25 protein-coding genes and 1 pseudogene are annotated in these 26,850 nt (G+C 51.1%); 6 read left to right on the forward strand and 20 right to left on the reverse strand.

Going from position 1 to position 26,850, the window contains the following annotated elements:
• Positions 1–10 precede the first annotated feature (10 nt).
• The 6 genes and pseudogenes from BS640_RS05400 to BS640_RS05425 form a co-directional block, all read right to left on the reverse strand.
• Positions 11–1,450 carry a sensor histidine kinase gene (locus BS640_RS05400; RefSeq protein WP_017490208.1) on the reverse strand — a complete coding sequence of 480 codons (1,440 nt, stop codon included), beginning with the start codon at positions 1,448–1,450 and terminating at the stop codon, positions 11–13.
• A 531-nt stretch (positions 1,451–1,981) separates the two neighbouring features.
• Positions 1,982–3,928 carry a penicillin-binding protein 2 gene (mrdA, locus tag BS640_RS05405; protein WP_017490210.1) on the reverse strand — a complete coding sequence of 649 codons (1,947 nt, stop codon included), beginning with the start codon at positions 3,926–3,928 and terminating at the stop codon, positions 1,982–1,984.
• Between the two features lie 243 nt (positions 3,929–4,171).
• Complete coding sequence (locus tag BS640_RS05410) at positions 4,172–4,567, reverse strand: hypothetical protein (RefSeq protein WP_227968979.1); 396 nt, start codon at positions 4,565–4,567, stop codon at positions 4,172–4,174.
• A 128-nt stretch (positions 4,568–4,695) separates the two neighbouring features.
• Positions 4,696–5,232, reverse strand: a complete 537-nt coding sequence (locus tag BS640_RS05415) for a DUF4865 family protein (protein WP_017490212.1) — start codon at positions 5,230–5,232, stop codon at positions 4,696–4,698.
• Positions 5,233–5,244: 12 nt separating this feature from the next.
• Positions 5,245–5,647 (reverse strand): annotated as a pseudogene (locus BS640_RS05420) (tautomerase family protein).
• Positions 5,648–5,659: 12 nt separating this feature from the next.
• Positions 5,660–5,974: a carboxymuconolactone decarboxylase family protein gene (locus BS640_RS05425; protein WP_084912140.1), complete on the reverse strand. Its 315-nt coding sequence runs from the start codon at positions 5,972–5,974 to the stop codon at positions 5,660–5,662.
• A 105-nt stretch (positions 5,975–6,079) separates the two neighbouring features.
• Between BS640_RS05425 and BS640_RS05430 the strand changes: the two genes are divergently transcribed.
• The gene (locus BS640_RS05430) at positions 6,080–6,979 is read left to right on the forward strand and encodes a LysR substrate-binding domain-containing protein (protein ID WP_017490215.1); all 900 of its coding nucleotides are present in this window, start codon (positions 6,080–6,082) and stop codon (positions 6,977–6,979) included.
• Between the two features lie 103 nt (positions 6,980–7,082).
• On the opposite strand, the gene BS640_RS05435 is transcribed toward BS640_RS05430, so the two are convergent.
• Positions 7,083–7,709, reverse strand: a complete 627-nt coding sequence (locus BS640_RS05435; RefSeq protein ID WP_017490216.1) for a LysE family translocator — start codon at positions 7,707–7,709, stop codon at positions 7,083–7,085.
• A 387-nt stretch (positions 7,710–8,096) separates the two neighbouring features.
• Entirely contained in the window at positions 8,097–8,942 is an 846-nt protein-coding gene (locus tag BS640_RS05440; RefSeq protein WP_017490217.1) for a VOC family protein, read from the reverse strand.
• A gap of 390 nt (positions 8,943–9,332) precedes the next feature.
• Here BS640_RS05440 and BS640_RS05445 point away from each other — a divergent pair, with 390 nt between their 5' ends.
• A complete protein-coding gene (locus BS640_RS05445) occupies positions 9,333–10,595 on the forward strand; it encodes an L-lactate MFS transporter (RefSeq protein WP_017490218.1) in 1,263 nt (420 codons plus the stop codon).
• Positions 10,596–10,746: 151 nt separating this feature from the next.
• Here BS640_RS05445 and BS640_RS21880 read toward each other — a convergent pair whose 3' ends face one another.
• A complete protein-coding gene (locus tag BS640_RS21880) occupies positions 10,747–10,980 on the reverse strand; it encodes a hypothetical protein (RefSeq protein WP_139802777.1) in 234 nt (77 codons plus the stop codon).
• Between the two features lie 399 nt (positions 10,981–11,379).
• On the opposite strand from BS640_RS21880, the gene BS640_RS05455 reads away from it, so the two are divergent.
• Both BS640_RS05455 and BS640_RS05460 read left to right on the forward strand, forming a co-directional pair.
• Positions 11,380–12,672, forward strand: coding sequence for an HAAAP family serine/threonine permease (locus tag BS640_RS05455; RefSeq protein WP_017490220.1), 1,293 nt, complete (start codon positions 11,380–11,382; stop codon positions 12,670–12,672).
• 24 nt (positions 12,673–12,696) lie between these two features.
• Positions 12,697–14,064, forward strand: coding sequence for an L-serine ammonia-lyase (locus tag BS640_RS05460; protein ID WP_084912141.1), 1,368 nt, complete (start codon positions 12,697–12,699; stop codon positions 14,062–14,064).
• A 540-nt stretch (positions 14,065–14,604) separates the two neighbouring features.
• Here the strand turns inward: BS640_RS05460 and BS640_RS05465 are convergent.
• From BS640_RS05465 to BS640_RS05475, 3 genes are read right to left on the reverse strand one after another with little or no spacing between them, the layout of a single operon-like run.
• Positions 14,605–15,285, reverse strand: a complete 681-nt coding sequence (locus tag BS640_RS05465) for a hypothetical protein (RefSeq protein ID WP_017490222.1) — start codon at positions 15,283–15,285, stop codon at positions 14,605–14,607.
• 18 nt (positions 15,286–15,303) lie between these two features.
• Positions 15,304–15,975 (reverse strand): aspartate/glutamate racemase family protein, encoded by a 672-nt coding sequence (locus BS640_RS05470; protein WP_017490223.1) that lies wholly within the window; start codon positions 15,973–15,975, stop codon positions 15,304–15,306.
• A 24-nt stretch (positions 15,976–15,999) separates the two neighbouring features.
• Positions 16,000–16,116, reverse strand: a complete 117-nt coding sequence (locus BS640_RS05475) for an AraC family transcriptional regulator (protein ID WP_081601381.1) — start codon at positions 16,114–16,116, stop codon at positions 16,000–16,002.
• Positions 16,117–16,139: 23 nt separating this feature from the next.
• Between BS640_RS05475 and BS640_RS05480 the strand changes: the two genes are divergently transcribed.
• Positions 16,140–16,784, forward strand: a complete 645-nt coding sequence (locus tag BS640_RS05480; protein ID WP_084912142.1) for an SDR family NAD(P)-dependent oxidoreductase — start codon at positions 16,140–16,142, stop codon at positions 16,782–16,784.
• 6 nt (positions 16,785–16,790) lie between these two features.
• On the opposite strand, the gene BS640_RS05485 is transcribed toward BS640_RS05480, so the two are convergent.
• From BS640_RS05485 to licT, 3 genes are all read right to left on the reverse strand, one after another.
• Positions 16,791–18,188, reverse strand: a complete 1,398-nt coding sequence (locus BS640_RS05485) for a glycoside hydrolase family 1 protein (protein ID WP_017490225.1) — start codon at positions 18,186–18,188, stop codon at positions 16,791–16,793.
• A 15-nt stretch (positions 18,189–18,203) separates the two neighbouring features.
• Positions 18,204–20,096, reverse strand: coding sequence for a PTS beta-glucoside transporter subunit IIABC (gene bglF / locus BS640_RS05490; RefSeq protein ID WP_084912143.1), 1,893 nt, complete (start codon positions 20,094–20,096; stop codon positions 18,204–18,206).
• 246 nt (positions 20,097–20,342) lie between these two features.
• A complete protein-coding gene (gene licT / locus BS640_RS05495) occupies positions 20,343–21,203 on the reverse strand; it encodes a BglG family transcription antiterminator LicT (RefSeq protein WP_017490227.1) in 861 nt (286 codons plus the stop codon).
• Positions 21,204–21,386: 183 nt separating this feature from the next.
• Between licT and BS640_RS05500 the strand changes: the two genes are divergently transcribed.
• Complete coding sequence (locus tag BS640_RS05500; RefSeq protein WP_192504017.1) at positions 21,387–21,656, forward strand: hypothetical protein; 270 nt, start codon at positions 21,387–21,389, stop codon at positions 21,654–21,656.
• 60 nt (positions 21,657–21,716) lie between these two features.
• On the opposite strand, the gene BS640_RS05505 is transcribed toward BS640_RS05500, so the two are convergent.
• The 5 genes from BS640_RS05505 to BS640_RS05525 form a co-directional block, all read right to left on the reverse strand.
• On the reverse strand, positions 21,717–22,874 hold the full coding sequence (locus BS640_RS05505) for a DUF1615 domain-containing protein (protein WP_206600911.1): 1,158 nt from the start codon (positions 22,872–22,874) through the stop codon (positions 21,717–21,719).
• 95 nt (positions 22,875–22,969) lie between these two features.
• A complete protein-coding gene (locus BS640_RS05510; protein ID WP_017490230.1) occupies positions 22,970–23,938 on the reverse strand; it encodes a beta-propeller fold lactonase family protein in 969 nt (322 codons plus the stop codon).
• 102 nt (positions 23,939–24,040) lie between these two features.
• The gene (locus BS640_RS05515) at positions 24,041–24,670 is read right to left on the reverse strand and encodes a Qnr family pentapeptide repeat protein (protein ID WP_139802780.1); all 630 of its coding nucleotides are present in this window, start codon (positions 24,668–24,670) and stop codon (positions 24,041–24,043) included.
• Positions 24,671–24,683: 13 nt separating this feature from the next.
• Positions 24,684–26,153, reverse strand: a complete 1,470-nt coding sequence (locus BS640_RS05520; RefSeq protein WP_017490232.1) for a heavy metal sensor histidine kinase — start codon at positions 26,151–26,153, stop codon at positions 24,684–24,686.
• Positions 26,150–26,824, reverse strand: a complete 675-nt coding sequence (locus tag BS640_RS05525) for a heavy metal response regulator transcription factor (protein ID WP_017490233.1) — start codon at positions 26,822–26,824, stop codon at positions 26,150–26,152. The genes BS640_RS05520 and BS640_RS05525 overlap by 4 nt, the downstream gene beginning before the upstream one ends.
• Positions 26,825–26,850 lie beyond the last annotated feature (26 nt).

Here is a 26,850-nt window from a genome sequence, read left to right on the forward strand (position 1 = left end):
TTAATTATACTCAGCTATTTTTTTCGGCGACTGACGGCAGCTCAATGCGAAAGCAGACGTCGGCATAGTCGACATCAACCAGTTTCAGTTCACCTTCCATACGCCTGATGCAGTCTTTGGCGATACTCAGCCCCAACCCGCTGCCCTTGACGGCACCTTTGCGCAGTTGGCTCCCCTGGAAGAAGGGCTCAAAGATCATCGCGCGCTCATCGATGGGAATAGGTGTGCCGGTATTGGCGACATCAATCATTGTTCGTGGCCCGTCCTGCCAGCTATGAAGCCAAATGTTACCGGATTCGGCCCCATAGTGCACCGCATTGGAGTAGAGATTATCCAGCACCCGCACCAATAGAACAGACTCGGCCCAACAGGTAGCAGCCTCCGTTTTTATCTCAGTATGGATCAACTTGCTTCGCGCCGTCAGACTATGTGCCGCCGCCACGCTGGTGAAGATTTCAGGAAGATTAATCTGTTCTTTGTCGGTAGGCGCATCGGCGAGTCGGCGATTGTAGTCGAGGAGTTGTTCGATGAGCGTTTGTAGGCGGCGACTGCTGGTATTGAGGATAGCGACCACTTCGCGCTGGTCGTCGGTGAGCGGGCCGGCAACCTCGTCACGCAGCAGTTCGGTGCCTTCGCGCATGCTGGCCAGCGGCGTTTTTAGCTCGTGGGAAATGTGGCGTAAAAATTCGTGGCGCTGCGATTCAAACCAGGCCAGACGTTCGCTCAGCCAGTGAATACGCGTCGCCAGCGCACGAATCTCCTGCGGTCCGCGAAATCTCGCCACGCTGCCCGGCGCACGGCCCTCACCGAGGCGGTTGATCATCCGTTCAACGCCCTTCACCGGCCCGATAATCATGCGCGTAAACAGCACCACCAGCATGCCGCTGAGCAGAAACAGGACCAGCGCCTGCCAACCGAAGAACTTGCCCCGTTCGGCAATGGCGTGCTGCAACTGCTGACCGCGTGAATAGATAACCTCACGGGTCGCCTGCACCATCTCGGCGTTGGAACGTGAAAACTCCTCAAGCTGGCGCGAGGCGTTGGGTTCAGGGCTGTTGTTTTGGCACTTGAAGGAGGAGAGCTGGGTCAGCAGGTCGCGTAAATTCTGATAATAGCGAACGTCGGGAAGAATAGAGGCGTGCGCGTCCAGCATTTGCGAGTATTGACGGCGCTGGCTTTGATAGAGCGTCGACAGCGTATCGTCATCCAGCACGCAGTATTGCCGATAACTACGTTCCATCTCGAGCGCAATGCTGGTCATCGATTCACTGCGCCGCGCATCGACAATGGTGGTGCGGTTGATTTCGGCTGCCTGGCGGCTTAGATGATTCAGGCTCTCATAGGCCTGATAGGCCAGAATAAGCAACGGCAAAAGCACCAGCAGGAAGGCCATCAGCACCAGCTGTCGTAACGATCCGGGGAATAAACGCCACTTTTTCAAGGAAATCATCTCGCTCTCAGTCTGTTTGCTGATGCTAACCGAGGCCGGGTCGAAATTAAAGGAGGGAGCACTGCGAGAGTTTGCCCTGTAGGCATTCGGGAAGAATCGCCTACAGGGCAGAAGAGGTGGTGCCTCACTCAACGTGTCGTTCGATGCTTGATAAGATTGCCGGAGCAACGATATCGGTCTGGTGAACGATAGGCACCTTTTCTATGGCGTCATTCTAATGTTATGAGCGCAGATTGCAGAAAGTCCTGCAGAGGCATTTATAACGGGGTGAATGAGCAACCGCGAGTAATATAGCAGGAAACATGCCAACTTTTAAAGAGAAATTATAACACCATGTTATTAAATGGAATTAAATTTAAAATTTGTTAATGGCTGTTTTTTTGAACCTAAACTTTCGTTTAGAAATCCGCCAGTTAGTCTCTAAAAAGAGACAACTATTGGCTATTAAAACGGATTCTTTATTTATCAATGAATTACGTGTCGCCATTCGGCGACACTCCGTAGTCTCGCTGTCGCCGAATGCAGACAGTATTAGTGCTCGTCGTAGCCGGCGGTTCCAGGTTTAAGTTCGGTCAACTGGCAGGCCGGACTGCTCTTGTTCTTATCATCCTGGCAATCGGTAGCATCATCTTTCACAAAAATGTGATCGAGGATAGCGCGCATTGTCGGACCTGCTACCACACCGTCGCCGCCGCCGTTTTCAAGAATCAGTGCCACCGCCACCGTCGGGTGATCGAACGGCGCAAAGGCGGTATAGAAGATGTGGTCACGCAGGCGTATCGGCGTCATCTTGGCGTTGTAGTTCTGGTTCTCACGCAGGCTAAATACCTGTGATGTGCCTGATTTCGCAGCTATTTTATAAGGCGCAGTGTGGAACAGCTTGTAGCCGGTACCGTTTGGCGCATTGGCCATACCAAACATTGCATTCTTAACGATGGTCCAGTAAGGCGATTTCGGGTCCGCAATCTGCGACGTTGGCGGTGCCTTATAAGGGGTAATCACTTTACCCAACTGCATAGAATCTAGCAGGTGCGGAGTCATGATTTTACCATTGTTAATAAGGATAGTCAGCGCTTTCACCATTTGGATGGGTGTTGCAATCCAATAGCCCTGCCCGATTCCGACCGAGACGGTATCACCCTGGTACCACTCTTTCTTGTGAACCTTCATCTTCCATTCACGGCTCGGCAGGTTGCCATAATACTGCTCATCGAGGTCAATTCCCGAAGATTTACCGTAGCCAAACTTGCTCAGCCATTCATGGATACGGTCAATCCCCATCTCGTAGGCCACCTGGTAGAAGAAGGTGTCCGCCGATTCTTCAATCGCCTTGGTCACGTTGAGGTAGCCGTGGCCCGTTTTCATCCAGTCGCGGTAGTGGCGCTCGGTCCCCGGCAGCGTCCAGGTCGGCGCACCAAAGAACGTGGTCTGCGGCGTGATAACCCCGGCAAACAGCGCAGAGATAGACATATAAGGTTTTACGGTCGAAGCCGGCGGATACAGGCCCTGCGTGACGCGGTTAATCAGCGGCAGATCCGGGTTCTTCAACAGTGCGCTGTAGGCCTTGCCCGAGATCCCGTTAACGAACGGGTTAGGGTCATAGCTTGGGCTGGAGACCATGGCACGCACTGAACCGTCGCGCGGGTCAACCACCACCACGGCAGCACGCTGGCCTTTCAGCAATTGCTCGATATATTGCTGTAGGCCGAGATCCAGCGTCAGCTTAATGTTTTGACCGGCCTGCGGCGGCGTTTCGGTCAACAAACGCACGACGTGACCGTGGTTATCCACCTCAACTTCCTGATAACCGGTGCGGCCGTGCAGCTCTTTTTCGTAGTATTTTTCGATGCCTTGCTTGCCGATATCGTGGTCGGCGGCGTAGTTTTCTGCCTCTCCGGCCGCGGAAAGTTCTTTGTCATCGCGGTCGTTTATTTTCGACACATAGCCAACGACGTGCGCCAGCTCGGCACCGTAAGGGTATCTACGCTGCTGATAGCTGGTTATCGATACCCCCGGGAATCTAAACTGGTTTACCGAGAAACGCGCCACTTCCTCATCGGTCAGCGCCAGTTTCAGCGGAATTTCTGCAAATTTTCTACCGTGATACATCGCATCTTTGAAGTTATCCATGTCGTCCGAGGTCAGGTCGACGATCGGCGTCAACGCCTGCAGCGTTGCCTTCAGATCCGGCACTTTACCGGGGATCACCTGGATTTCGTAGAGGGTAATATTTTGCGCCAGCACCACGCCATTGCGGTCCAGAATCAACCCACGGCTAGGGGCGATCGGCAGCATCTTGATATCGTTCTGGTTTGAGCGGGTTTGGTAGAAAGAGTGCATCCCCACCTGAAGGTGGTAGAGATTGAAGGTCAGCACGCCGAACAGCATGACAACGACGACAAATGCAATAACGGCACGACGGATAAAGAGCCGGGACTCAGCCGTATGGTCGCGGATTTCTTCGTTCAATAGGGCCATTACCGGGGGATTACCTTTCTTGTCAGACGTCAGTACTAATACGAAAAATGCGGAGTTGCAGAAAGTGCGAAAGAATAGCGCTTATCGGTCAGTCGGACCATAAGAACTGTGCTAATCAAGCAAGAGTAATGTTTCTATTTATGAATGGTTAAGCAAAAGACAATGTTAGAAGGGACGATGCCAGAGACTACGGGGGGATAACAGCCTCAATCCATGGATTATGGGGTTGAGGCGCGCGGGATGTTACTTGTCTATTTTTACACAGTCGGCGTAGATATAACCTTCCGTTTCATTAGCAATAACGAAACTGTTCTGCACGTGAATATACATCAGATTGTTTGCCGTTCCCGCCTTCATCGGCTGATTGTTCTGGCCGATAATATCGGTGAGTTCGGGGCTGGTAATGGTTTTTATGCCATCGGGCGAAACGGTGAAAGTATTCCCCGCATCCGTCACGTGTGCATTTTTATTCAGCACTTCGGCTGAGTCATCGCCGTCCGGGCGCTGAATGCTGTGGGTCAAAACGCATTTATAGTTTGTGTCTGCAAACGCTGTATATGAAGTTAAAGTCAGTAATACCGCAATGAAAGCGACGAGCCTGGCCATTGAAAAATCCCAACTAAGAAAAGTGAGCCACATCCTATCACTTGGCAATATTATGGAAAGTAGGTGGCAAAGAAATAGTCATAAATAGTCCACTCCTCACCCATTAAAAAGCCCGCATAATCCGGCGCGGGCTTGAATAAACAATTAATGCAAAAGAAAACTCACGGCAGAGAAATGTGCCCAACCTGATAATAATGTTCATCTTGCTGAATGTTTTCAGGCGCATTTTTCCACAGCGCGAAACGAATAAGCTGCCAATGTTGGGTGTCCCAGGCCACCACCCTCGCCAGTGCACCTTCTAAAGGCGGTGAAATCTGCCATTCAGGCAGGATGCTGTAGGGTTCGATGGTTTTGATTACACGTGAGACAAATCGTGCCTCGCCAATTTCCGCCGAGAGCGCTGTCGCTAATACTGGAGTTACCCGCACCGTTGGCCAGCCAAAGGCCTCCGTCAACGCTTTGAATCCGTCGCTGAGCAGAAAACGGTGCATGCTTTCTGCGTCTTGCCACAGATAAAAAGGCGCATAGAGATTCTCACGACCTGCGGTTTGTGGTGCCGATCGGCGGGCGTAAAGATAAGCCTTGAACAGCAGTCCTGGAAATCCGTCAAGCCGATGACCGTTTTCAGCAATTCGGCGTTCAATAATCGCCATGTCGTAATCGGCGGGAAAGGTGAAGCTATATTGCATCGCAAGCATGATAAAACCTCACTATTTTGGAATATCCGCCACGTGGAACACCTTTCCGCCACCAAATGACCAATCCTCTGGCTCGGTATAAGTGACAACTATCATCACGTCCTGAGGGTTGATGCCTATCGATTTGTGGAGACGTTCAACCAACGCGGCGTAGAGCCTGTTTCTGTTCAATGTTACGCGGTCTTCCCGCCGTAATTTGAAACACCAGCAGGTCCTCGCTGCGCCCAGACTCGTCGCCGCTGAGATAATGTTTGTCAAACACGCGATCGGTTTCACCATAGCGGTCAAACAGTTGAAAACAGTCATTTGCCGGCACTGAGAAACAGCTTTCGAGCGACTGCTGTAACGCTTCGGAGATTTTGCTTTGCCACGCGTTGAAGCGGCGTTCTGGAATGGCAATACGAGTAATGGGCATGATGGCCTCCGATTATTCCAACGTTAATTGAGCAAAAACGGCCAGTGCCGAGGCTGCAGTTGGCCATCCAGAGTAAAAGGCTAGATGGGTGATTAACTCGGTGATTTCGCTGCCAGATAGGCCATTTTTCTCGGCGAGTTGCAGGTGATAAGGCAGCTGTTCAGTGCGGGACAGCGCCACTAATGCACTCACCGTGATCAAACTTCTGTCGCGCGGCGACAGCTCGCTGCGCTGCCAAATATCACCAAACAATACCTCTTCGCTCAGTGCCGCTAACTTGGGTGCGACCTGGGCCAGTGTTTCGCGGGTTATCGGGAACTTGCTCATTTTATCTTCCTCGGCGTAGGTGTAATGGAGAAGATAACGGGCTATGATGATTTATAAAATCAGATATAACAGCAGCTATAGTCCCTAAAAACAGGATGATTTATCGTGGCTAAAAGACCCCTGACTTTTGATTCCGAGGCTTTACGCACCTTTGTGACCGGCATTGAGCTGGGAAGTTTTGTGCTTGCGGCCGAACGGTTGGGCCGCTCGACGTCGGCCATCAGCGCGCAGCTTAAAAAGCTCGAGCATCAGGCAGGAACGGCGCTGGTTCAGAAAGCGGGGCGCCATCTGGTGCTCACCGAAAAAGGCGAACTTATGCTGGGTTACGCGCGCAGGTTGCTTAGTCTGAACGATGAAGCCTATGCGCTGCTGATGGCCAGTGAGGTTGGCGGGGAGGTGCGTTTAGGCCTACAGGAGGATTTCGGCGAGGCCCTATTGCCTGCAATTCTGGGCCAGTTCTCCCGCTCGCATCCCAACGTGCAGATTTCAGCCAGCGTCACCCGCAATGAGCCCCTGCTTTCTGCTATTCGCCAGAACGAGCTTGATCTGGCGCTGAGTTGGCAGGGAAATGACACCACGCCGTTTAGTCAATCGCTGGGTAAATTACCGCTAAGCTGGATAGCCGCCGAAGGATTTGATTTAACGCCCTATCTGACCCAAGACCTCCCCTTACCGCTGCTGGTTTTTGAACCCTTCTGCATCATGCGCACCGCCGCAACTGCCGCGCTCGACAGAGCAGGAATCCCATGGCGTATCGCCTTCACCAGCAGAAGCCTGAGCGGTATCTGGGCCGCCGCCTCGGCCGGATTGGGCGTCACCCTGCGCACGGAGATGGGGATGCCTTCTACCCTCAAGGTTATTCGCTCCCCCCTGTTACCCCGGGTTGGCGATATTGGCGTGACACTGCACCGCGCTGAAAACCGGCTGCCCGAGGCAGCACACTCGCTTTATGAGACAATTTCCGACTATTTCCCGCAGCAGATACAGGTTTTGGCCAAGGCGTAGGCCAATGAAAGTCGGAGCTAAACCAGCACACAAAAAAGAAAATAGCACCCGCACTGAGTTAGGTTTTAAAAAACTAACTCAACGCGGCTTTATTAACTAAAAACTATTTAGTGAAAATTAATTTAATTCCTAATAATGCCATCACGCCACCGCTAATTCGGCTAATCGATTTTTTATAGCGTAAATAGACGCGCTGCGGGCGGGCAGAAGACAACACAAAGGCGACAAAGGTGTACCAAAGCGTATCGATAAATAGACCCAGTGCGGGCAAAACCCAATAGAAATAACCTGGAATATCGCGCGGCATCAGCGCAGCGAAAATACCTGCCAGCACCAGTACAGTTTTAGGGTTACATAGCTGCGTAACCAGCCCTACGCTGAAACTCTTGCCGAAACCTATTTTCTCAGCCTGCCCTTCTGGCCCAAAAATCAACGGCTGGTTCGCACCGCGGAAAATCTTGACCGCCATAGAGAAGAGATAAAGACCCCCGAGGATTTTCAAAGTGACGAAAAGCCACGGCACGGTGACCAACAGCTGGTGCAACCCCGAAAAGGCAATCAAGACCAAAATTGCACAGCCAACCCCCATACCAAGCGCGGTCGCCAGACCGTCTCGACGAGAGGACGCAATTGAGGTTTTCGCAACAAAGATAAAGCTCGGTCCGGGGCTCATCGCCCCAACGGCTAGCGCAACCGAAATTGAAAAGAGGGAAAGCAGTTCAGCGTGCATCTAATACCTCCATGAATATTCGAACAAAATTAAGGCAATTAATGTCCTACTTAATGTGTGAATAATCAATGGGGGCTTAAGTGGTAATGGCTTTTTTGATTTCAAATTTTTAGGGCGAGCGTTGAGATTCTCAGGCTAGCCACACGTTGCATCAAATCCTCAATCTAAAATGCAGCCCCTGCACTTATCGTACTCGTTCCCTGAACCTGAGTTTGCCCGGAGTCACTCTGCGCCGTGCAGCCATTGAGAAGCATAAGCACCAGTGCAACCGCAAAGGTCCTGTAAAAACTACGTATCAATGAAGTCATCTGAAGGTATCTCTTAACGCCGTATTGTTCTGTTTCGACCCACAATAACGGCGTTAGTTGCAGATTTTACCCTTTCTTGTCATTGTTCACTGAATATTAACGTCAGCCCCAATCCTTGCCCGACCTGCACCACAAGCTGATTGTTTCGCTCAGTGAAATGGATGTCACCGCGCTGCAAACTCTGCCGAGCAGCATCGAGCGAATGCGTCGCAAAGGTCAGCGCAATCATCTTTGATTCAAAAGCCTGTTCAAAGGGTGCAATCCCCCATTCCGCCTCAGCTTTTTGCGGTGTCACAAAACGAACTCGCGCTCGCCCCGCCGAGAGACTCAACTCCTGGTCATCAACCTCGTGCAGTTGTTCGTCGCCAAACACGTCGACATAGACCTGCGCCGCCTGTCGGATGTCGGCCGCTGCAATCACAAACTCGGTAATGTCTGACACCGCATTCGGATGGGACTGCCACTCGCCGCGCCAAACCAATTCGGGCGTTACGTGCTGACAGAAGAAACTTCTGCCGTGCGCAATACGCGACGCATCAATCGATACCGTCTGAAATCGTGCGTTGGGTTCAGTCCCATCATTAAGTTTTACCGGTCGGTAGAAGGCCTTTGGCTCTGCATCATCAACCTGCCGCTGTGTAAGATGCTGGTAAACTGCGTCGGCATTCTGCGTTTTCCACACGAGTCCGTTCAACCCTAACGGCGCCTGCCAAAGCTCTTTACGCAGCAAAGTGCTGCGATCCTCAAAGCCCAGCAGCTCCAGGTAATTGTCATTAAAGATGGCCAGATGATTGCTCGACCCTAAAGAGTGATGTCCACGAGACGTTAGACTGAATCCCAACCTGCGAAACAGCAGCTCTGATGAATTCAGACCCTCGGCAACGTTGATAACAACATGATCAAGATGGGGAACAATAGCGGTCATAAGACTCTCTTCATTAATTAGTTATAAGCAATAACTTAAAGAATAAAGAGTGATGGCTTTTTCAAGAACGAAGTTTTCTGCAAAACTAATCCCTGTTTTGAGATAAACAAACGATCGGGGCCCGAAAACAGCGTTACGCGTCATCCTGCTGAAATGCTAAATGAATCAAGCGTGATTTAGATCAACAAAAACCCAGAGCTGACGCGGCCTGCAAGGCCATTCTCAGGGGAAAACCAGGCTTTTCTCAGGCTAAATCAGGTCATTCATACCGATATTTATGCACTTCATTCCTCCTCTGAGGCATTTCATGCCTGAAACGATTCAACTCACCGATTAGGACTTATCATAGCGCCAATTTAAACGCATCAGTTTCGCTCGGGAGAGCCCACTATGAGTGATAAGTCAGGCCTTACACGTACCGGAACGCAGTCCAATGTTGCCGTGGCCAATCTCAACCGTACTCGCTGGATGACGCTGATAGGCACCATCATCACCATGTTCGCGCTAGGCTCGGTTTATACATGGAGCCTGTTCAACGGCCAGCTTTCTGCCAAGCTCGACGAACCCATCAGCCGCGTCGCCTTCTCTTTTGGACTCCTGAGCCTCGGCCTGGCGGTCGCCTCTTCCGTTGCCGGAAAACTGCAGGAGCGCTACGGCGTCAAAAAAGTCACCCTCGCCGCGGGAGTATTAATGGCGGTCGGTTTTTTCCTGACCGCACACTCCAATAGCCTGGCCATGCTTTACCTCAGCGCAGGCGTGCTGGTCGGTCTGGCCGACGGCGCAGGCTACCTGATGTCGTTGTCCAACTGCGTCAAATGGTTCCCAGAACGTAAAGGCGTGGTATCCGCCTGCGCTATCGGGGCTTATGGCCTGGGCAGCCTTGGTTTCAAATTTATCTGCGGCTATCTGCTAAGCGTTAACTCACTCGAGCACACCTTTATTATCTGGGGGCTGCTGGCGATGACCATGATCGTTATCGGGGGGCTGATGATGACGGATGCGCCACGTCAGGAAGCGAAAGTCGTTAACAACCATCAGGAACAGCCGCGAGACTTCAGTCTTGCCGAAGCAATACGTGTGCCTCAGTACTGGATGCTGGCACTCATGTTCCTGACCGCCTGCATGAGTGGCCTGTACGTTATTGGCGTGGCAAAAGATATCGGCCAGGGCATGGTGCACCTCAGCGCAATGACTGCCGCCAACGCGGTAACGGTAATCGCTATCGCCAACCTCAGCGGTCGTCTGATTCTGGGCGTGCTGTCAGATAAAATGGCCCGTATTCGCGTGATTTCTCTAGCACAGGTTATTTCACTGGTCGGCATGAGTATTCTGCTCTTCACTCATATGAATGAAGCCACCTTCTTCGCCTCGGTCGCCTGCGTCGCCTTTAGCTTTGGCGGTACTATTACCGTGTATCCTTCACTGGTAAGCGACTTCTTTGGCCTAAACAATCTGACCAAAAACTATGGCCTGCTTTATCTAGGATTTGGTATCGGTAGCGTGCTGGGTTCACTTATCGCCTCACTGTTCGGCGGATTTGTAGTGACCTTCAGCTTGATTACTGTGCTATTAATTATCTCCCTTGCGATTTCTGCCACGATTCGCCTACCGAACAAAGAACTTCAGGAGCAGAATACGCTGCAACATGTGTAGCCCGTTTTCTGACCTTTTCTTATGACAAACGGGAGCCATGGCTCCCGTTTTTCTTTGTTTTCGGACACCCAAAATGACCCGCTGTAAAATTTTGACCACTATCCTGTTGCTGGCAGGCACCGCGTTTTACGCACAGGCCGCAGAAGTTCCTTTAAGTGCCCCCGCTCAGCCTTGCGTGGAACATAATGCGTTTAATCAGAGCACAGACCATCAAGATATGGCCAATCCGTCGGGCCAAACCACGCATTTGTCGTCTGCCCACTGCCTGACTAGCATCCAAAGCAGTAACAACAATAAACTGTTCGGCAATAACGAACTGTTCAAATAACACCCCGCTGCTATCTCTTCCTGAATCTCTAATTAAGATCGATTCAGGATATTTCACGGCTTGTCTCCTTGGGCAATAATCGCCGGTAATTTCCTTTAATACAATCACTTCAGAAATTAGTTATTCAATTATTGTTGCCAGAACGGTGTTTCTCAATTTAAGGGAAATAAGGTTTATGCTACTCTGCATTCGAATATTTTTAGCATCCTGTATGGCAATTGAAAATGAATAAAACGTTAATTAATCTTTATATCAAATCAAACCCAGTACGATTCTCGTACAAGTATGAAATTACCCCTATATTAATCCATAGGTGATCCAAATCACGGACATTCATACTCCTCATGAGTATCATCCCGCCATCCAAAATCTGCCTCATTGTAGTGACGGCAGCTTTTAATATTGTGACTCAGTCTCTCATTTTGAGATGACGTAATTTTGTTCACCAGAGGTTATATGAGCAATTCTCAAGTAGAAGTACTTGCCCAGGAAGGCGTAGAAAACACCGGCGCTTGGCGTAAAACTGACACCATGTGGATGTTGGGGTTGTACGGGACGGCAATCGGCGCTGGCGTGCTTTTCCTGCCAATCAACGCCGGAATTGGTGGCCTTATTCCACTAATTATCATGGTTATTCTGGCTTTTCCAATGACCTTTTATGCCCATCGCGGCCTCACCCGATTTGTTTTATCAGGTAAGAATGCTGGGCAGGATATTACGGAAGTTGTGGAAGAGCATTTCGGAATTACCGCGGGCAAGTTTATTACCTTGCTCTACTTCTTTGCTATTTTCCCAATATTATTAGTTTACAGCGTCGCAATAACTAATACTGTTGAAAGTTTCATCACCCATCAAATGCATATGAATGCTCCGCCCCGTGCGTTATTAGCATTGATATTAATTGTTGCATTGATGGCTCTGGTTCACTTTGGCGAGCATCTTATTGTTAAGGCAATGAGCATTCTTGTTTATCCCTTTGTTATTGTTTTAATGGCGCTGTCGCTTTATCTCATTCCGCACTGGAATACCTCTATTTTCACCCACGTTTCATCCACCACAGGCGATGTAGGTCGCGGCATGTTGATGACGCTGTGGCTGGTTATTCCGGTGATGGTTTTCTCATTTAACCATTCGCCGATTATCTCCTCTTTCGCCGTGGCAAAACGCAAGGAATATGGCGACGAAGCAGAGAAAAAATGCTCTAAAATCCTCACTTTCAGTACGCTGATGATGGTTGTCACGGTGATGTTCTTTGTGTTCAGCTGCGTATTTAGCCTCTCTCCTGCTGACCTGATGGAAGCCAAAAAACAGAACATCTCAATTCTTTCCTACCTCGCCAACCATTTTCAGACACCGCTTATCGCCTATATTGCCCCGGTCATCGCCTTTATCGCTATCACCAAGTCGTTCCTCGGCCACTACCTGGGCGCGCGCGAAGGCTTTAACGGCATCGTGACCAAATCACTGCGCAGCCGCGGCAAGACAATCAGCAGCGCGAAAATGAATCGCATTACGGCAGTATTCATGCTGCTTTCAACCTGGGCAATCTCCACGTTGAACCCAAGTATTCTGGGCCTGATTGAAACACTGGGCGGCCCAATCATCGCGATGCTGCTGTTCCTTATGCCGATGTATGCGATTCGCAAAGTCCCGGCGATGAGAAAGTATTCAGGTCATATCAGCAACGGCTTTATCGTCATAATGGGCCTGATCGCAATGTCTGCGATTGTTTATAGCCTGTTCGGTTAATGCAGCAAGCCCGAGGGGACCACAATGATTAGCGTTTTCGACATTTTTAAAATTGGTATCGGCCCGTCAAGCTCGCATACCGTCGGCCCAATGAAAGCGGGTAAGGCTTTTATGGATGAGCTCGCCGCAGCAGGTTTGCTGGCAAGCACTACGCGCCTGCAGGTGGATGTCTATGGCTCTCTGTCACTGACGGGGAAAGGACACCATACCGATATCGCCATCATTATGGGTCTCGCGGGCAATCTCCCCGATTCTGTTGATATCGATTCAATCGCACCGTTTATTGCCCAGGTTCAGCTTAGTGGTCGCCTGCCTCTGACCGCTTTCGGTAAAGAGGTCGACTTTGTGTTGCCGGACAGCCTGAAGTTTCACGACAACAATCTGCCGCGCCATGAAAATGGCATGAAGATAAGCGCCTACGCTCAGGATACGTTGCTACACAGCCAGACCTATTACTCTATCGGCGGCGGATTTATTGTCACCGATGCCGAGTTCGGCGAGAGTGAAATGAATCCCGTGACGGTGCCCTATCCGTTTAATTCAGCGGCAGATTTACAGAAACACTGCGACGAGTCAGGTCTTTCACTCTCGGCCGTCATGATGCAGAACGAGCTGGCGCTAAACGACAAATCGTCGATTGAGGCACACTTTGCCGCCATCTGGCAGGTTATGAAAGAAGGCATCGAGCGAGGAATCCACACCGAAGGCATGCTGCCGGGTCCGATGAAAGTCAGACGACGCGCTGCGGCGCTGCGTAATATTCTGGTGACACAGGGTAAAAACAGCATCGACCCCATGGGCGTTGTCGACTGGATAAACATGTACGCGATGGCGGTTAATGAAGAAAATGCGGCGGGAGGCCGGGTCGTGACTGCGCCGACCAATGGTGCATGCGGGATAATTCCTGCCGTATTGACCTACTACGACCAGTTTATTCGCCCACTCAGCCCGGACGCCAGCGGGCGCTTCTTCCTCGCTGCCGGTGCGGTGGGCGCATTATTCAAGATGAATGCCTCGATTTCCGGCGCCGAAGTAGGCTGTCAGGGAGAAGTCGGCGTCGCATGCTCGATGGCAGCGGCAGGCCTCACAGAATTGCTGGGCGGTAACACGGTTCAGGTATTTATCGCTGCCGAAATCGCGATGGAACATCACCTCGGGCTCACCTGCGATCCGGTCGCCGGGCAAGTCCAGGTTCCTTGCATTGAGCGCAATGCTATTTCGTCGGTCAAGGCCGTTAACGCATCAAGAATGGCGTTGCGTCGCACCTGTAAGCCACAGGTTTGCCTCGATAAAGTCATTGATACCATGTACGAAACCGGTAAAGACATGAACGCCAAATACCGTGAAACCTCGCGCGGCGGTCTGGCTATTAAAGTCGTGCCCTGTCATTAACTGACACTTCCCCTTATCCAAAGGCTTACATGAAAAGTAAGCCTTTTTTCTGCCTAAAATGCCAATACTGCGCTTTACACATCGATTCTTAACCTTACCGGACGATGACAAAACCATACATTAGGTTTGGTATCTTAAATTCATCGAGAGAAAGTGATGTCCCTGTGTGAATGTGTGAACCAGTAATGTAGTAGGCAGTTGTGATACCCCTGTAAGAACCCTGTTGTGTAGAAACCCTGTAGTACCCCTGTTATTTGCCCGCCGATGTGCGGGCTTTTTTTTACCCATTTTTCGGCAAAGATTCCCCAATCTTTCAGAATGAAAGACAACAAAAAGGCCTGTCATAATGACAGGCCTTTTTGATTAATCCCCTTTCCCGGCGCTTATCTCCGGCACTCGTTTAAAACGGCGTTAGCTCTGCAAGGGGATGAGTCTGATAATACGCCTCTGGCAGTTTGGTTTTTAACAATAATTGCTCTGCTAATAGTTACTCGCTTTACCACTTGTGTTTTCTGGAAATTTGTTGCTCTCGACACAGCACTATCGCAGGTAGAGAGTCCTCTCCCATCTGTAGTCCGTAAGTACCAGCCGCAGAGTGGATAAAACTTCACCATAATCATCGGCAATATGGTCGATAACAAACTGACGCAGCGCGGTTGGCATTCTTTCGGCGTTATAGCGCAACAGCGTGCTGTGCCAAAAAACCTGCGGTATGGCGCCTTTATGGCAGGCTAAGACTTCTTCGCGCACGCTCGACCCGAGCACTCTGGCCGTAAGATCCTGCCTGCGCCAGTAGCTGTGCTCGTCGGGAAAACCGGCCAGCAAAATTTGATCTGCAAGCGCCAATAACCTCAGCCCGGAGATATGCACTGGCTGGTCGGCGCAGCATTGTTCGAAAATAGTCAGCAGGTCGGGGCTGATATCCTGGGCCTTTTCCGGTCCGTATTTCTGCGTCCCAATAGCCAGATAGGTAAAGTGTATCGCCTCCGATGACATCACCTCGGCGAGCGAATCGCCTTCGGTTAGCTGCCTGAGCTGAGCCAGCAGTGCGAGAATTTTAGAGTTCAGCGGAGGTTTAATGGCGATGGTTTGACACAGCAGCGTAGGATGAAAAAATGGCGTGGCACGCCGCACACCTATATCCGCAGACTTTTGCCACAGCGCCTCGGTTCTGGACTGTGCATTATCGTAAGCCTGCTGAATTTCCTGTCTCCAGCCCATGAAAACCTCTCGTCCACGTTAACTGTTTAGTAATTTCCTGACGGCAAGTCCGGCCGCCAAGACCGGGTTCACCACCGGTATTGAGGTATAAGGGGCCACCAGCGCGGCAACGTCGGTAGTGGCCATGCCGGTGCAGGCCAAAGCAACCACCTTAGCGCCGTCTTTTTCACAGGCCAGCACCGCCTCGATAATCGCCGCTTTGCCCGCCTCGCTATGAATATCGTGGGTGCAGTTTACGCCCTTCGGCTGTCGATAAGTGCGCAGTCTGTCGTGTAAAACCTCATAAAATATTGCCGGTGCTCGCGGTTCGATCCCAATGGCCCCCACGCTGTGGCTGAAGGTAAGCGCCTGCTCACAACAGGACTGCCCGGCACCGACAACGGGAATGCTGAGCAACTGACGCAGCTGTTTTACCGCCGGATCCGAGGCACAGCTTATCAAAAGAATATCGTAGGATTTTTGCAGCTCAAGGCCGAGAGCCAGAAGTTTTGGCACGGCGAGCGCCAGCGTTTGCTCATCATGGATACCGTCATACTGCTCCGGCAGACAGTAAGTTGTCATCGCCAATTCTGGATGATTTGCAATGATAATATTCTGATGAATATCCAGGAAATCCTTATCCTGCGAGGTCACTACGCGTATTAATGCAACCTTTGCCTGCGCTTGTTGTTTTAGTAATTCTGCGTTCATGCATTTTCCCCGGAATGAAGTCGGCTAATCAGCCGCACCCTCAGCGGCCTGCTGGCGATACTGTTTTGGTGAGCAGGACATAATACGCTTAAACGCGTGACTAAACGCACTGTCTGAATCATAACCCAAAGACTGACCGATGGAAGATTAACGGGGCAGGAATTATGATAGCGCCACTGACCCGCGACGCACGTGGCTATGAGTCACAGTTTTCCACTAACCATCTGGGGCATTTTCAGCTTACGGCGCGGCTGTTTCCGGCGTTAAGACAGGCAAACGGGGCCCGCGTGGTCTGCGTCTCTTCCGCCGGTCATCGCCTGTCAGACATTCACTTCGAAGATCCTAACTATTATCACCGACCTTATGAAAAATGGCCGGCATACGGGCAGTCCAAAACGGCTAACGTTCTGTTTGCGCTAGCGTTAGACACGTTGGGTAAAAACGTTAGCGTACGCGCTTTCTCCCTGCATCCCGGGGCAATATTTACCCCACTACTGCGCTTTATGGCCCATGAAGACTATGGTGTTGTGGGTGTCCTCAACGAGCAGGGTGAAATAAAAACCACCGCAGAAGCTGGATTCAAGACGCCGGAGCAAGGCGCGGCCACCGCCGTCTGGTGTGCAACCAGCCCGCAGTTGGAGGGTCGAGGTGGGGTGTACTGCGAAGACTGCGACATCGCCACACTAAAGATTGAAAAAGACGCCCTTCATGGCGTGATGCCGTGGGCGGTCGATGCTGAGTCTGCGCACAAGCTCTGGAAGTTAAGCGAACAACTCACCGGCGTCACCTTTAACCCCGATGAGTCGTAGGGAGGCTTAGCGCTTCAGCGCTGCGCCGTTGCTTTGAATCACTTCTTTATACCAATAGAAGCTTTTCTTGCGGCGGCGCTCCAGCGTGCCATTGCCCTGGTCATCTCTGTCGACATAAATGAAGCCATAGCGTTTAGAGAACTCCGCCTTTGAGGCGCTCACCAGATCGATAGGTCCCCAACTGGTATAGCCTAACACCTCGACCCCGTCCTGAATCGCCTCACCAATCTGCACCAGATGATCGTTCAGATAGGAAATACGGTAGTCGTCGATGATTTCGCCATTAGCCTGCGGCTTATCATAAGCGCCCAATCCATTCTCAACGATAAACAGAGGTATCTGATAACGGTCGTAAAGCTCATTCATCAGAATTCGAATACCCTGTGGGTCAATCTGCCAACCCCAGTCGGAACTTGCCAGATGCGGGTTCGGCACCATAGAAAGAATATTGCCACGCGCTTTCTGATTAAGCTCTTCGTCGGTGGTCACGCAGCCCGTCATGTAGTAGCTGAACGAAATAAAATCGATGGTCGATTTCAGCGCCTGTCGGTCTTCGTTGGTGATATTGATTTCAATACCGCGATCGGCGAAGAAACGTTTCATATAAGCCGGGTAGCTACCGCGAACCTGTACGTCGCCGAAGAACAGCCATTCGCGATTTTGCTGCAAAGTCTCCATCACGTCTTCCGGCTTACTGCTCAGCGGATACAGCAATCCCCCCAACAGCATGTTGCCGATTTTAGCGTCCGGGATTATCTCGTGACAGGCTTTAACCGCCTTGGCGCTCGCCACCAACTGATGGTGAATGGCCTGATAAATATCCTGCTTCGAGCTGTTTTCCGGCAAACCCACGCCGGTCAGCGGAGCATGAAGTGACATATTGATCTCATTAAAGGTCAGCCAATATTTCACTTTATGCTGATAGCGCTGGAAAACGGTGCGCGCATAGCGCTCGAAAAACTCGATAGTTTTACGGTTGCCCCAGCCACCGTGCTTCTGCACCAGGCCATAAGGCATTTCATAGTGAGAGAGCGTGACCAGTGGCGCAATATTGTATTTCGCCATCTCGTCGAACAGGCGGTCATAAAATGCCAAACCGGCCTCGTTAGGTTCAAGCTCATCGCCCTGTGGAAAAATACGCGTCCAGGCGATTGAGGTCCGCAAACAGCTAAATCCCATTTCTGCAAACAGCTTAATATCTTCCGGATAACGATGATAAAAGTCGATGGCCACGTCTTTGATGCCGCTGTCACCGGCCACACGCTCAACCACACCGCCGAAGATACCTTTTGGCTGCACGTCAGAGGTCGACAGCCCTTTGCCATCGGTCAGATAGGCGCCTTCCACTTGGTTGGCCGCTACCGCCCCGCCCCATAAGAAATTTTTTGGAAATTGTTGGCTCATCGTCTTTCTCCTGTGTTAACGCACCAAGGTCAATAAAGGGGTATTTTCTTGAATGTCCTGCACGTCATTGATAATGACGTCGGCAAAGTCGTCGCTATTGGTAATCAGAATCGGTGTATCCAGGCTGTAGCCCTCGCGGCGAATAGCCTCACCGTCGAATTCGAGCAGCAGTTGTCCGCGAATAACCTCATCGCCTTCACTGACGTGCGGGGTAAAATATTTTCCGTCGAGTTTCACGGTGTCTATTCCGACGTGGATTAGGATTTCGGCGCCTTGCGGCGACTCAAGCCCAATAGCATGGAAAGTTTTAAACAATGAGGCGACCTTGCCGTCTATCGGCGATACCACACGCCCTACCGTCGGGGTAATGAACGCCCCTTTGCCCAGCAGGCCACCGGCAAAAATCGGGTCACTGATGTTTTCCAGCGGGTGCAGCTGGCCGCTCATCGGACTATAGATTTTTTCAAGCGCCGCTTCGCCATGGGTCGTTGAGGTCAATGGTGCAGGCTCCACCTCCTGCACCTGGACCTGAGGTTTCGCGGCGGGCTTCATGCCGAAGAAATAAGTCAGCAGCGTTGCGAGGGTCAGCGAGATCAGGAGGCCAATGATTGCCGCGACCACCGTGAAGTCGAAACCGGTGGGAGGAATTAGCTGGGCCAGCGTGAAGATGCTTGCAAAACCAAACGAGTAAACCGCCGTCTGGAAATAGCCGATGATCCCGGCTCCAATCGCCCCGCCGACGCAACCAAAAATAAATGCACGACGGTTTGGCAACGTAATGCCATAGACTGCAGGCTCGGTGATCCCGCAAATTCCCGCCGCCATTGCCGAAGCCGCATTGCCTTTCAACTGGGCGTCTTTGGTGCGTAGAAAAATGCCCAACGTTGCGCCAACCTGCCCGAAAATAGCCGGAACCAGCAGAGGGATGAGCGTGTCGTGCCCAACAACGCTGAGGTTATTGACCATGATAGGCACGATGCCCCAATGAATGCCGAACATCACACAAACCTGCCACAGGCCGCCCATCAACATGCCGGCAATGACCGAGTTAAAGCCGTAAATCAGCTCGTAGCCTTGCGCAAGCATATTGCTCAGCCAGGTTGCGGCGGGGCCGATAATCAGGAAGGTCAGCGGCACCACAATCGCGATACACAACAGCGGCGTGACAAAGTTTCTCACCGCACTGGGCAAGCGAGGATGTACGCCGCGCTCAATTTTGCAAGAGAGCCAGCAGGCCAACACCACCGGAATAACGGAAGAACCGTAGTTGATCATCACAACAGGTATGCCGAAGAAATGATGCGGCTGCGCGCCCGGCAGCTGTGAAGCGGTAAAGGCGGCGAGCATCAGCGGATGGGTTAAGGCACCGCCGATGGCCATCCCGACAAACGGGTTACCCTGGAATTTTTTACAGGCAGAATAGCCAAGGAAGATAGGCAGAAAATGAAACATCGCGTCGCTGGCGGCGAACAGAATCTGATAGGTGCCGCTTTGCGGAGTCGCCCATCCGGCAGCCAGGGAGATAGAAAGCAGCCCTTTAAGCACCCCACCGGCAATCAAGATACCGATAAATGGCGTAAAAATGGCAGAAATAATATCGATAAGCCGAGCCAACAGCCCTTCTTTAGCGGTGCTTTCGTTGTTCACAGGCTGTGAAGGTGAAGCGTCGAGCTGCTCTGCTATTGGCTTATAAACCTGATCGACATCGTTGCCAATGACCACCTGATACTGGCCGCCGCTTTCCACAACCATGATGACGCCGGGCGTTTTTTTTAAGGCTTCTGTGTGCGCTTTGCTACTGTCACGCAGTTTGAATCTCAAGCGCGTAGCGCAGTGAACCAGGCTGACCACGTTCCCCGTTCCGCCGACGCCGCCTAACACCTCGGAAGCTAATTCTTTATATTTCATCGTGTTTACCTTCTTCCCTGTACAGATATGAGTCTTGATAACTCGCGTTTTCCGGAATTCAGGCCAAAAAAAAACCTAAACCGATATCCTGTTAGCGGCACATGAATGCCGTAACAAAAAATCGGTTTAGGTTTTGCCTGCTTTCCAGTAACAATCCTAACTTTCGGTAAACAGCATGCCCTGAGAGAAAGCTTTACTCAAGCACGCGTCTCACCGTCGTTTGGATTTTGTGAGCGATCTCTCGAATCACTCCCCTTCAACCGCTGGCTGATTGAGCGTTTCTTTACGCACCCTTTCGATGTGAATCGTCAGAAACATTTTTTCTTCTTTAGTCAGCGCGTAAAGATAATTTTTCTGAATATGACGCTCCACGGTCAGCACGCACTGGTAGGCTTGAGGATAGAGATTTTTGACCTCATCGTGCAGCGACTCGTCTTCATTACGGACCAGTTTGCTACTGAGCATTCGCTGGGCGAAAAATTTTAGATGGGTAATAAAACGATGATAACTCAGGCTATCTTCCCGGTAATCGAGGCGCAGCTGGTATTTCACGATGTGCATAATTTGCTGAATAATCCGTGTGACCTGTACCACCTCAGACATCTCGCCCTGTAGCTGCCCCTTCACCAAATGCTGTGCGATATAGCCCGCTTCGTCCTCAGGTAAGCGCACGCCGAGGCGCTGCTCGATGATGTCTAACGCTTCAAGGCTAACGGCAAATTCACGGTGGTAAACCCGTTTGATATCCCAAAGCAGTGCATTGGGCAATGAAATCCCTTGCCTGAAACGTTCAAGTGCAAAATGGCAGTGATCGGTCAGGGCAATATACAGATTATTACCAAGCTGCTGCCCAAGACGCGACTGCGCAAGATCGATGATTTTTTCGGTCGTGGTCAGCACCTCCAGCGGAATTTCGGCCAGCAGCTCGCTGAGTCGAGCATTAAGCGCATTGCCCTGTAGCGAGAAAATCTTCTCGACCTGCGACATATCGAGGCGTTCGCCGACTCTTTTTTGGAAAGCCAATCCTTTGCCCATCATGACCTGTTCATGCAGAGAATCATCGACGGCAATGACCGCGTTATTGTTTAGAATTTTTATAATTTTCATCATGTTCCCTGAATGAAAAAGGATAACGCCAGTGCGTGTCCTTCGCTGATAACGGTGAAAGAGTCCGTAAAAACAGCGGATAACAAGCATTATTATTTGAGTAAACGGCAGGAAAAAGCGAGGACTCGTTTCTTATTGAGTAAAATTGGGGTAGGGTTTGCGGGTTTTAAACAGGAGGCTGAAATGAGCGAAGAAAATTTATCCCAAAGAATCGATCAACTGGAACGCATCAACCGTGAGCTGTTGGTTCAAATATCTGCCATGCGCATGCTGTTTGGCAGCGTCGGCAACACCATGAATGCGCAGTTTGAAAATAGCTTCACGACCGGGGTAAAAACCTTCGTGGAACGTGAGAAAGAAGCGTTGAACGCCAGCGAGATTGATGAGGCGTCGAAGAAATTCCGCACTGACGTGCTTAACTGCGTGTCTTCTCTGCTGCCAACCGTTATTTAAGTATCAACACCCTGCATTTGTTCATTAATGCAGGGTGGATTTTATCAACAAAATAACGCGTTAACCTCGAGTCAGGCACTGACGTCTGCGCTCATCCACGCGCTGGGCAAACCAGGCGGTGGTCAGATTTCGGGTTATTTTCGGGCTGTTTAGCTCAATCCCCGGCAGCATTTCTCGCGGCACCTTTTTACCCGCCGTTTTATCGGCGAGCGCAAACACTAACTTCCAGGTCGGCGTCTTCTCAAAATCGATTGACTCACCCAGCCTGAGATCGCGAGAAATATCCGAATTACTCAGACTCAGCCTTTTACTCAGCCTGCGCACGGCCATTTCGGTTTTCCCCGTCGTATCGCTGTAGCTCACCACGTCGCCATCAAGCGCCAACTTTACCCCGGATAAACGACTCACCGCCTGCTGAAAGGCTGCATTTCGGCTGGCATAAAAACCCGCGTTATAGTCGGCGAAGCGGTAAATCGGCTCACTGTAGTGCGTCGGATAACCGAGCAAATGCGCGATACCGAAATACATGCCCCCTCTGCGGCTAAATACTTCGCGACGAATAGTGCCGTCAATGGGATACGGGTAGCCACTCGCCTTAGATTCGGCAAAGGCGACACTGACCTGCATCGGGCCGCCGGTATGCACCGGATTAAGGTTGCCAAACAGCTTCTGCCCCATAGGCACCATGCCGATAAAGTCGTCGAAAATCGCGCTTAGCTCTTTCTCGCTGCGAACGTTGTCCAGGCGATCGCTATAGGACTTGCCGTTGGGAGAGTTGATTTTTAGCGCGGTATGAACCAAGAATGCAGGAATATGAACCTCGGCCGCCCGTCTATCTATCTCTTTCCAGGCGATTTTCCCCAAACCTGGCACCGGCGCATTGGCGTTAAAGTTGGATTCTTGTTCAGTGACCGCCAATACGGCGCAGATATTTTCCGTCGTCGGGTCGATTTTTTGCGTGATAAACGCGGTGCTGATGTCCTTCGCCCATCCCTGTTTATCGGCAACGTTGGCCGGCATCAGTGACACAATATCCGCTCGTACCTGTTCAGGTCGCTGGGTGCTGACGGTATTTTTTTCGGAACTGCATCCTGCGAGCAGTGAAAGAAGCAAAGCGCCAACCACCGGCTGCGTGCGCAGTTTCAGCAGAATGCGCGCACGGGGCAACAGTGCCACTTGGCGAGCGTTGTTGGTAAATAAAATGTTATTGAGCGTCATGTTTTCCCTGAATAATCAAACCAGTCACCTGGTCCGATTATTCACAGAATGAACGACAACAACAAAGCTTTTATTTACCAAGGTTGGCAGGAAAATTACGCCGCCTTCTCGACAAAATAGTTCAGAACCTCACAGCCTTTCCCCACGGACGGGGTTGCAATCACCCTTTTGCTGGCGATATCAATAATACTCACCGTACCGTCAGCTTCGTTAGCGATGAGAAGGCGCTTATTATCCGGACTGAAGCAACCGTCCATCGGCTTATTACCGACGTTAAAGCAGGCTATTTCATTTAGGCCGCCATCAAACAGGGTCGCGACCGGCTCTTGATCGCCAATCACAATGAGATATTCACCATCTTGACTGAAACGGACAATTTGCGCCCCTTTCTTATGCCCACGCAGTGGAACATATCTTTTAATTTTATGCGTTTGGCTATCAATAATAACTAGTTCAGGTTTATCGGCATTGCTGGTCACAATAAATGGCGCATGCGGTGCAGCGGAAATACCGTTCACACCTCCCGGCATGTCAATATTATCGATGACTTTCCCATTAGTATTTTTTAATTCTACGACCGTGACGCTGGCATCTTCCTCGTTGTCTGTGAATAACTTATTTCCTTCCGGTGTTACGCTCAGACGATGCGTATAGGTTGAAGGCACAGAAATTTGGCGGATAACTTTATCGGTTTTAGGGTCGATGACGGCTATCGTGGCGCTATTTTCACAGCAGAGATAGACGTTGCCATCGGCACCGAGACGCGCGGTGTGCGGTGCTTCAAGCGGGCTAAGCTCAATGAATCCGCTGAGTTCATGGTTGATAAGACTAATAACAGCAACCTGATGCTGAGGATGTGGATTATCGCCATGAATTCCGTCGCCAAATATCGGCACATAGGCTTTATCGTGTTCAGGAATAATCAACAACTCATGGGGATTGCGTGGGAATCCGGTTAATACTTTCTCTACTTCCAATGTTTCTGGATGCAAAAATAATACGCGACCACCCTGCTTATCTACCGCAATAATACCGTACCGGTTGTTATTTTCTGATAAAGACATGTCAGCTCCGTGATATTTTCAATAAGAAATACGGGTAATAGCCCTATGCTGTTAACTGTACTCATAAGGATAGTCGCTTATTTCCACTATCGCGATAGCGTATTAAACCGAGCTCACCACAATCAGACCAATCCGTTCCAATAACTGCGCCTGCTGCCATATATCAATCTTCACTCCGTCAAGGCTAACGCGGCGGATATTTAAATCCCCCAGCTCTGAACGCGTTAAGTCGCAAAAGGTGAAATCTGCCGTCGTCCAGTCTATTTGATGAAACTCTCCGCCAGACAAGTCTGACCCCCTAAAACTGGCCCCCAGTATATTGGCACCGGTCCAACGGTTTTCCCATAATTCGCATTTTTCGAGCACGACTTTCTGAAAGTTGGCATAGCTAAAATTATTCTTGGTGAGATAGGCTCGGCAAAAATAAGAGCGGCTGGTGATCATATTCATGAAACTGGCACCGCGAAAGTCAGCCCCTGACGCTTTACACTCACGGATTTCGCAGCCAATAGCCTCTACGTGTTTAAAATCGGCCATGGTCAAATCACAGCGCACGAAGCTGCTTTCTCGCAGGTTGGCACGCTGAAAACAGCAGCCAACCTGCTGACTGTCATCATAAAAATCACAGTCAATAAACTCGCTTTCTGACAAGTCAGCGCCGCTAAAATCACAGCGGATAAAGCGGCAGTTTTGCAATTTCTCATCGCAAAAAGTGGCGTCATCGAAACGCATATCGCTGTAGGTTTTATTTTGGACGGTCATTTTCCCTCTGGGTATTTTTCGGAAAGGGTTCAGGCATTTTCAGCGGGAAAAACAGCGTAAATCGCGTCTCGCGGTTTTCACTGGTGACGTCCCAACGCCCCTGATGCAGGTTCATGATGCTGCGTACAATAGACAACCCCAGTCCGCTTGATTGGGATCGGGTATTACGCGACACGTCGGCGCGATAAAATCTGTCAAAGAGTCGCGCCAGATGCTGCGACTCGATAGTCGGGCCGAGATTAGTCACGCTGATGCAGGTACCTTTAGGCATTTGCTCGGCCAGCAGCAAGATTTCAGAACCAGGATCGGCATAACGAATCGCATTGGCCAACAGGTTTGCCAGCGCGCGGCGCAGCAGGTTGGCATCCGCCCAGACGCTGCCGTCGCTGCGTAATTTAAGCCTCACATGACGTTCATCCGCGGGACCTTCAAAGTATTCTCCCACCCGCTCAAACTCGTCGGCAAGCGTAAGTTGGGCACGCTCAATGGCGTGGTCCGCGTGCTCGGCGCGCGCCAAAAAGAGCATGTTATCGGTCATTTTAGACAACCGCAGCAGCTCCTCAAAATTCGAACCCAACAGTTTCTCATAGTACTCGACTCCGCGACGCTGGCTTAGCGCGACCTCCGTTTGCCCAAGCAGATTGCCAATCGGCGTGCGGAGATCGTGCGCCATATCCGCCGAAACCTGACTCAACTGAGTAAAGCTTATCTCCAGCCTGTCGAGCATTTCATTAAATGCCTCGATAAGCGTCGACAGCTCTCGCGGTGCCTGAGTGCTGTCAATTCGCACCGACAAATTACGAATGCCAATTTCGGCGGTTTGCCCGGCAAGACGCCGCAGTGGGCTAAGCCCGCGCCGGGCAATGAGATAAGCCAATAGCGCAGTTAATGCCCCCGCCCCCAGCGCAAGCAGGAAAATCTGTTCGCGATAGACCTCTAAAATCCGCGTACGTTCGGTCATCAGTCGGCCGCTGATAATCTCAAGATCATGCGGCGAATCCGAGGTTTGTGCCGCGGCAGAGACCGAGATAAATGGCGTGTCGTCGCGCGAGGCACTGTGCTGAACTGCCGCAAGCGTGAGATCTTTATTGGCAGGAACAGGGGGAATATCAGGCACCGGTGAATGGCCGGGATTGACTTCAATAAGCGGGGGTTGGCCGGGAAAACGCAGCACCAGCAGCGATTCCTGGTTGCCCAGCATGTTGGCAAACAACTGAGGTTTCTCGTGGATCAGATTGATCACGTCTTCGTCACGAAGCAGAGTACGGATCTGTTCTACGCGGGTCAGCAACGCGCCGTCATCGCGGAGACTGATCTGTTTTTCCAGCGTGCGATATAGCGTAAAACCGACGGCGGCGATCACTATAAATGAAAGTAACGCAAAAATGATCGACAGACGCGTGGTGAGCGAAATGTGTTGCCAGGCGCTGAGACGTGAGCGGGCAGGTTTCATGATTCGTCTTCGCAGCGGTAACCGACGCCGTGAACGGTATGGATCAGCTTGAGATCGAAGGGATCGTCAATTTTCTGCCGCAGGCGGCGCACCGCAACATCGACGACGTTGGTATCGCTGTCGAAATTCATGTCCCACACTCGCGAGGCTATCACCGAGCGCGAAAGCACCTGCCCTTCGTGCTGCATAAACAGCTGAAGTAAATTAAATTCTTTATTGGTCAATGTAATACGCGTTCCGGCGCGGATAACCCGCCGTTTGGGAATGTCTATCTGCAGGTCGGCCAACTCGACTATTTCTTCCTGCTTAACCCGTGCTCCACGGCGCAGTGCGACGCGAATTCGCGCCAAAAGCTCGGCAAAGGAAAAAGGTTTAACCAGATAGTCGTCGGCACCGAGGTCCAGCCCTTTGAGCTTGTCCTCCAGCGTGCCGCGTGCGGTCAGGAACAGCACCGGCGTTTTCAGCTGTTTGTCGAGGCGTCTCATCACTTCCCAGCCGTCCATTTCAGGCATCATCACGTCGAGCAGTATGAGATCGTAGAGAAATTCTTGCGCCAGATGCAGACCGTCGAGGCCATTAGTCGCCACATCGACTACGTATCCTGCCTCTGTCAGGCCGCTGCGCATATATTCCCCGGCTTTGGGTTCATCTTCAATGACCAGAATTCTCACATTGCTTCCCCCGTTATGCATAAAAC

The sequence above is a fragment of the Rouxiella badensis genome, from assembly GCF_002093665.1.
GTDB lineage: Bacteria > Pseudomonadota > Gammaproteobacteria > Enterobacterales > Enterobacteriaceae > Rouxiella > Rouxiella badensis.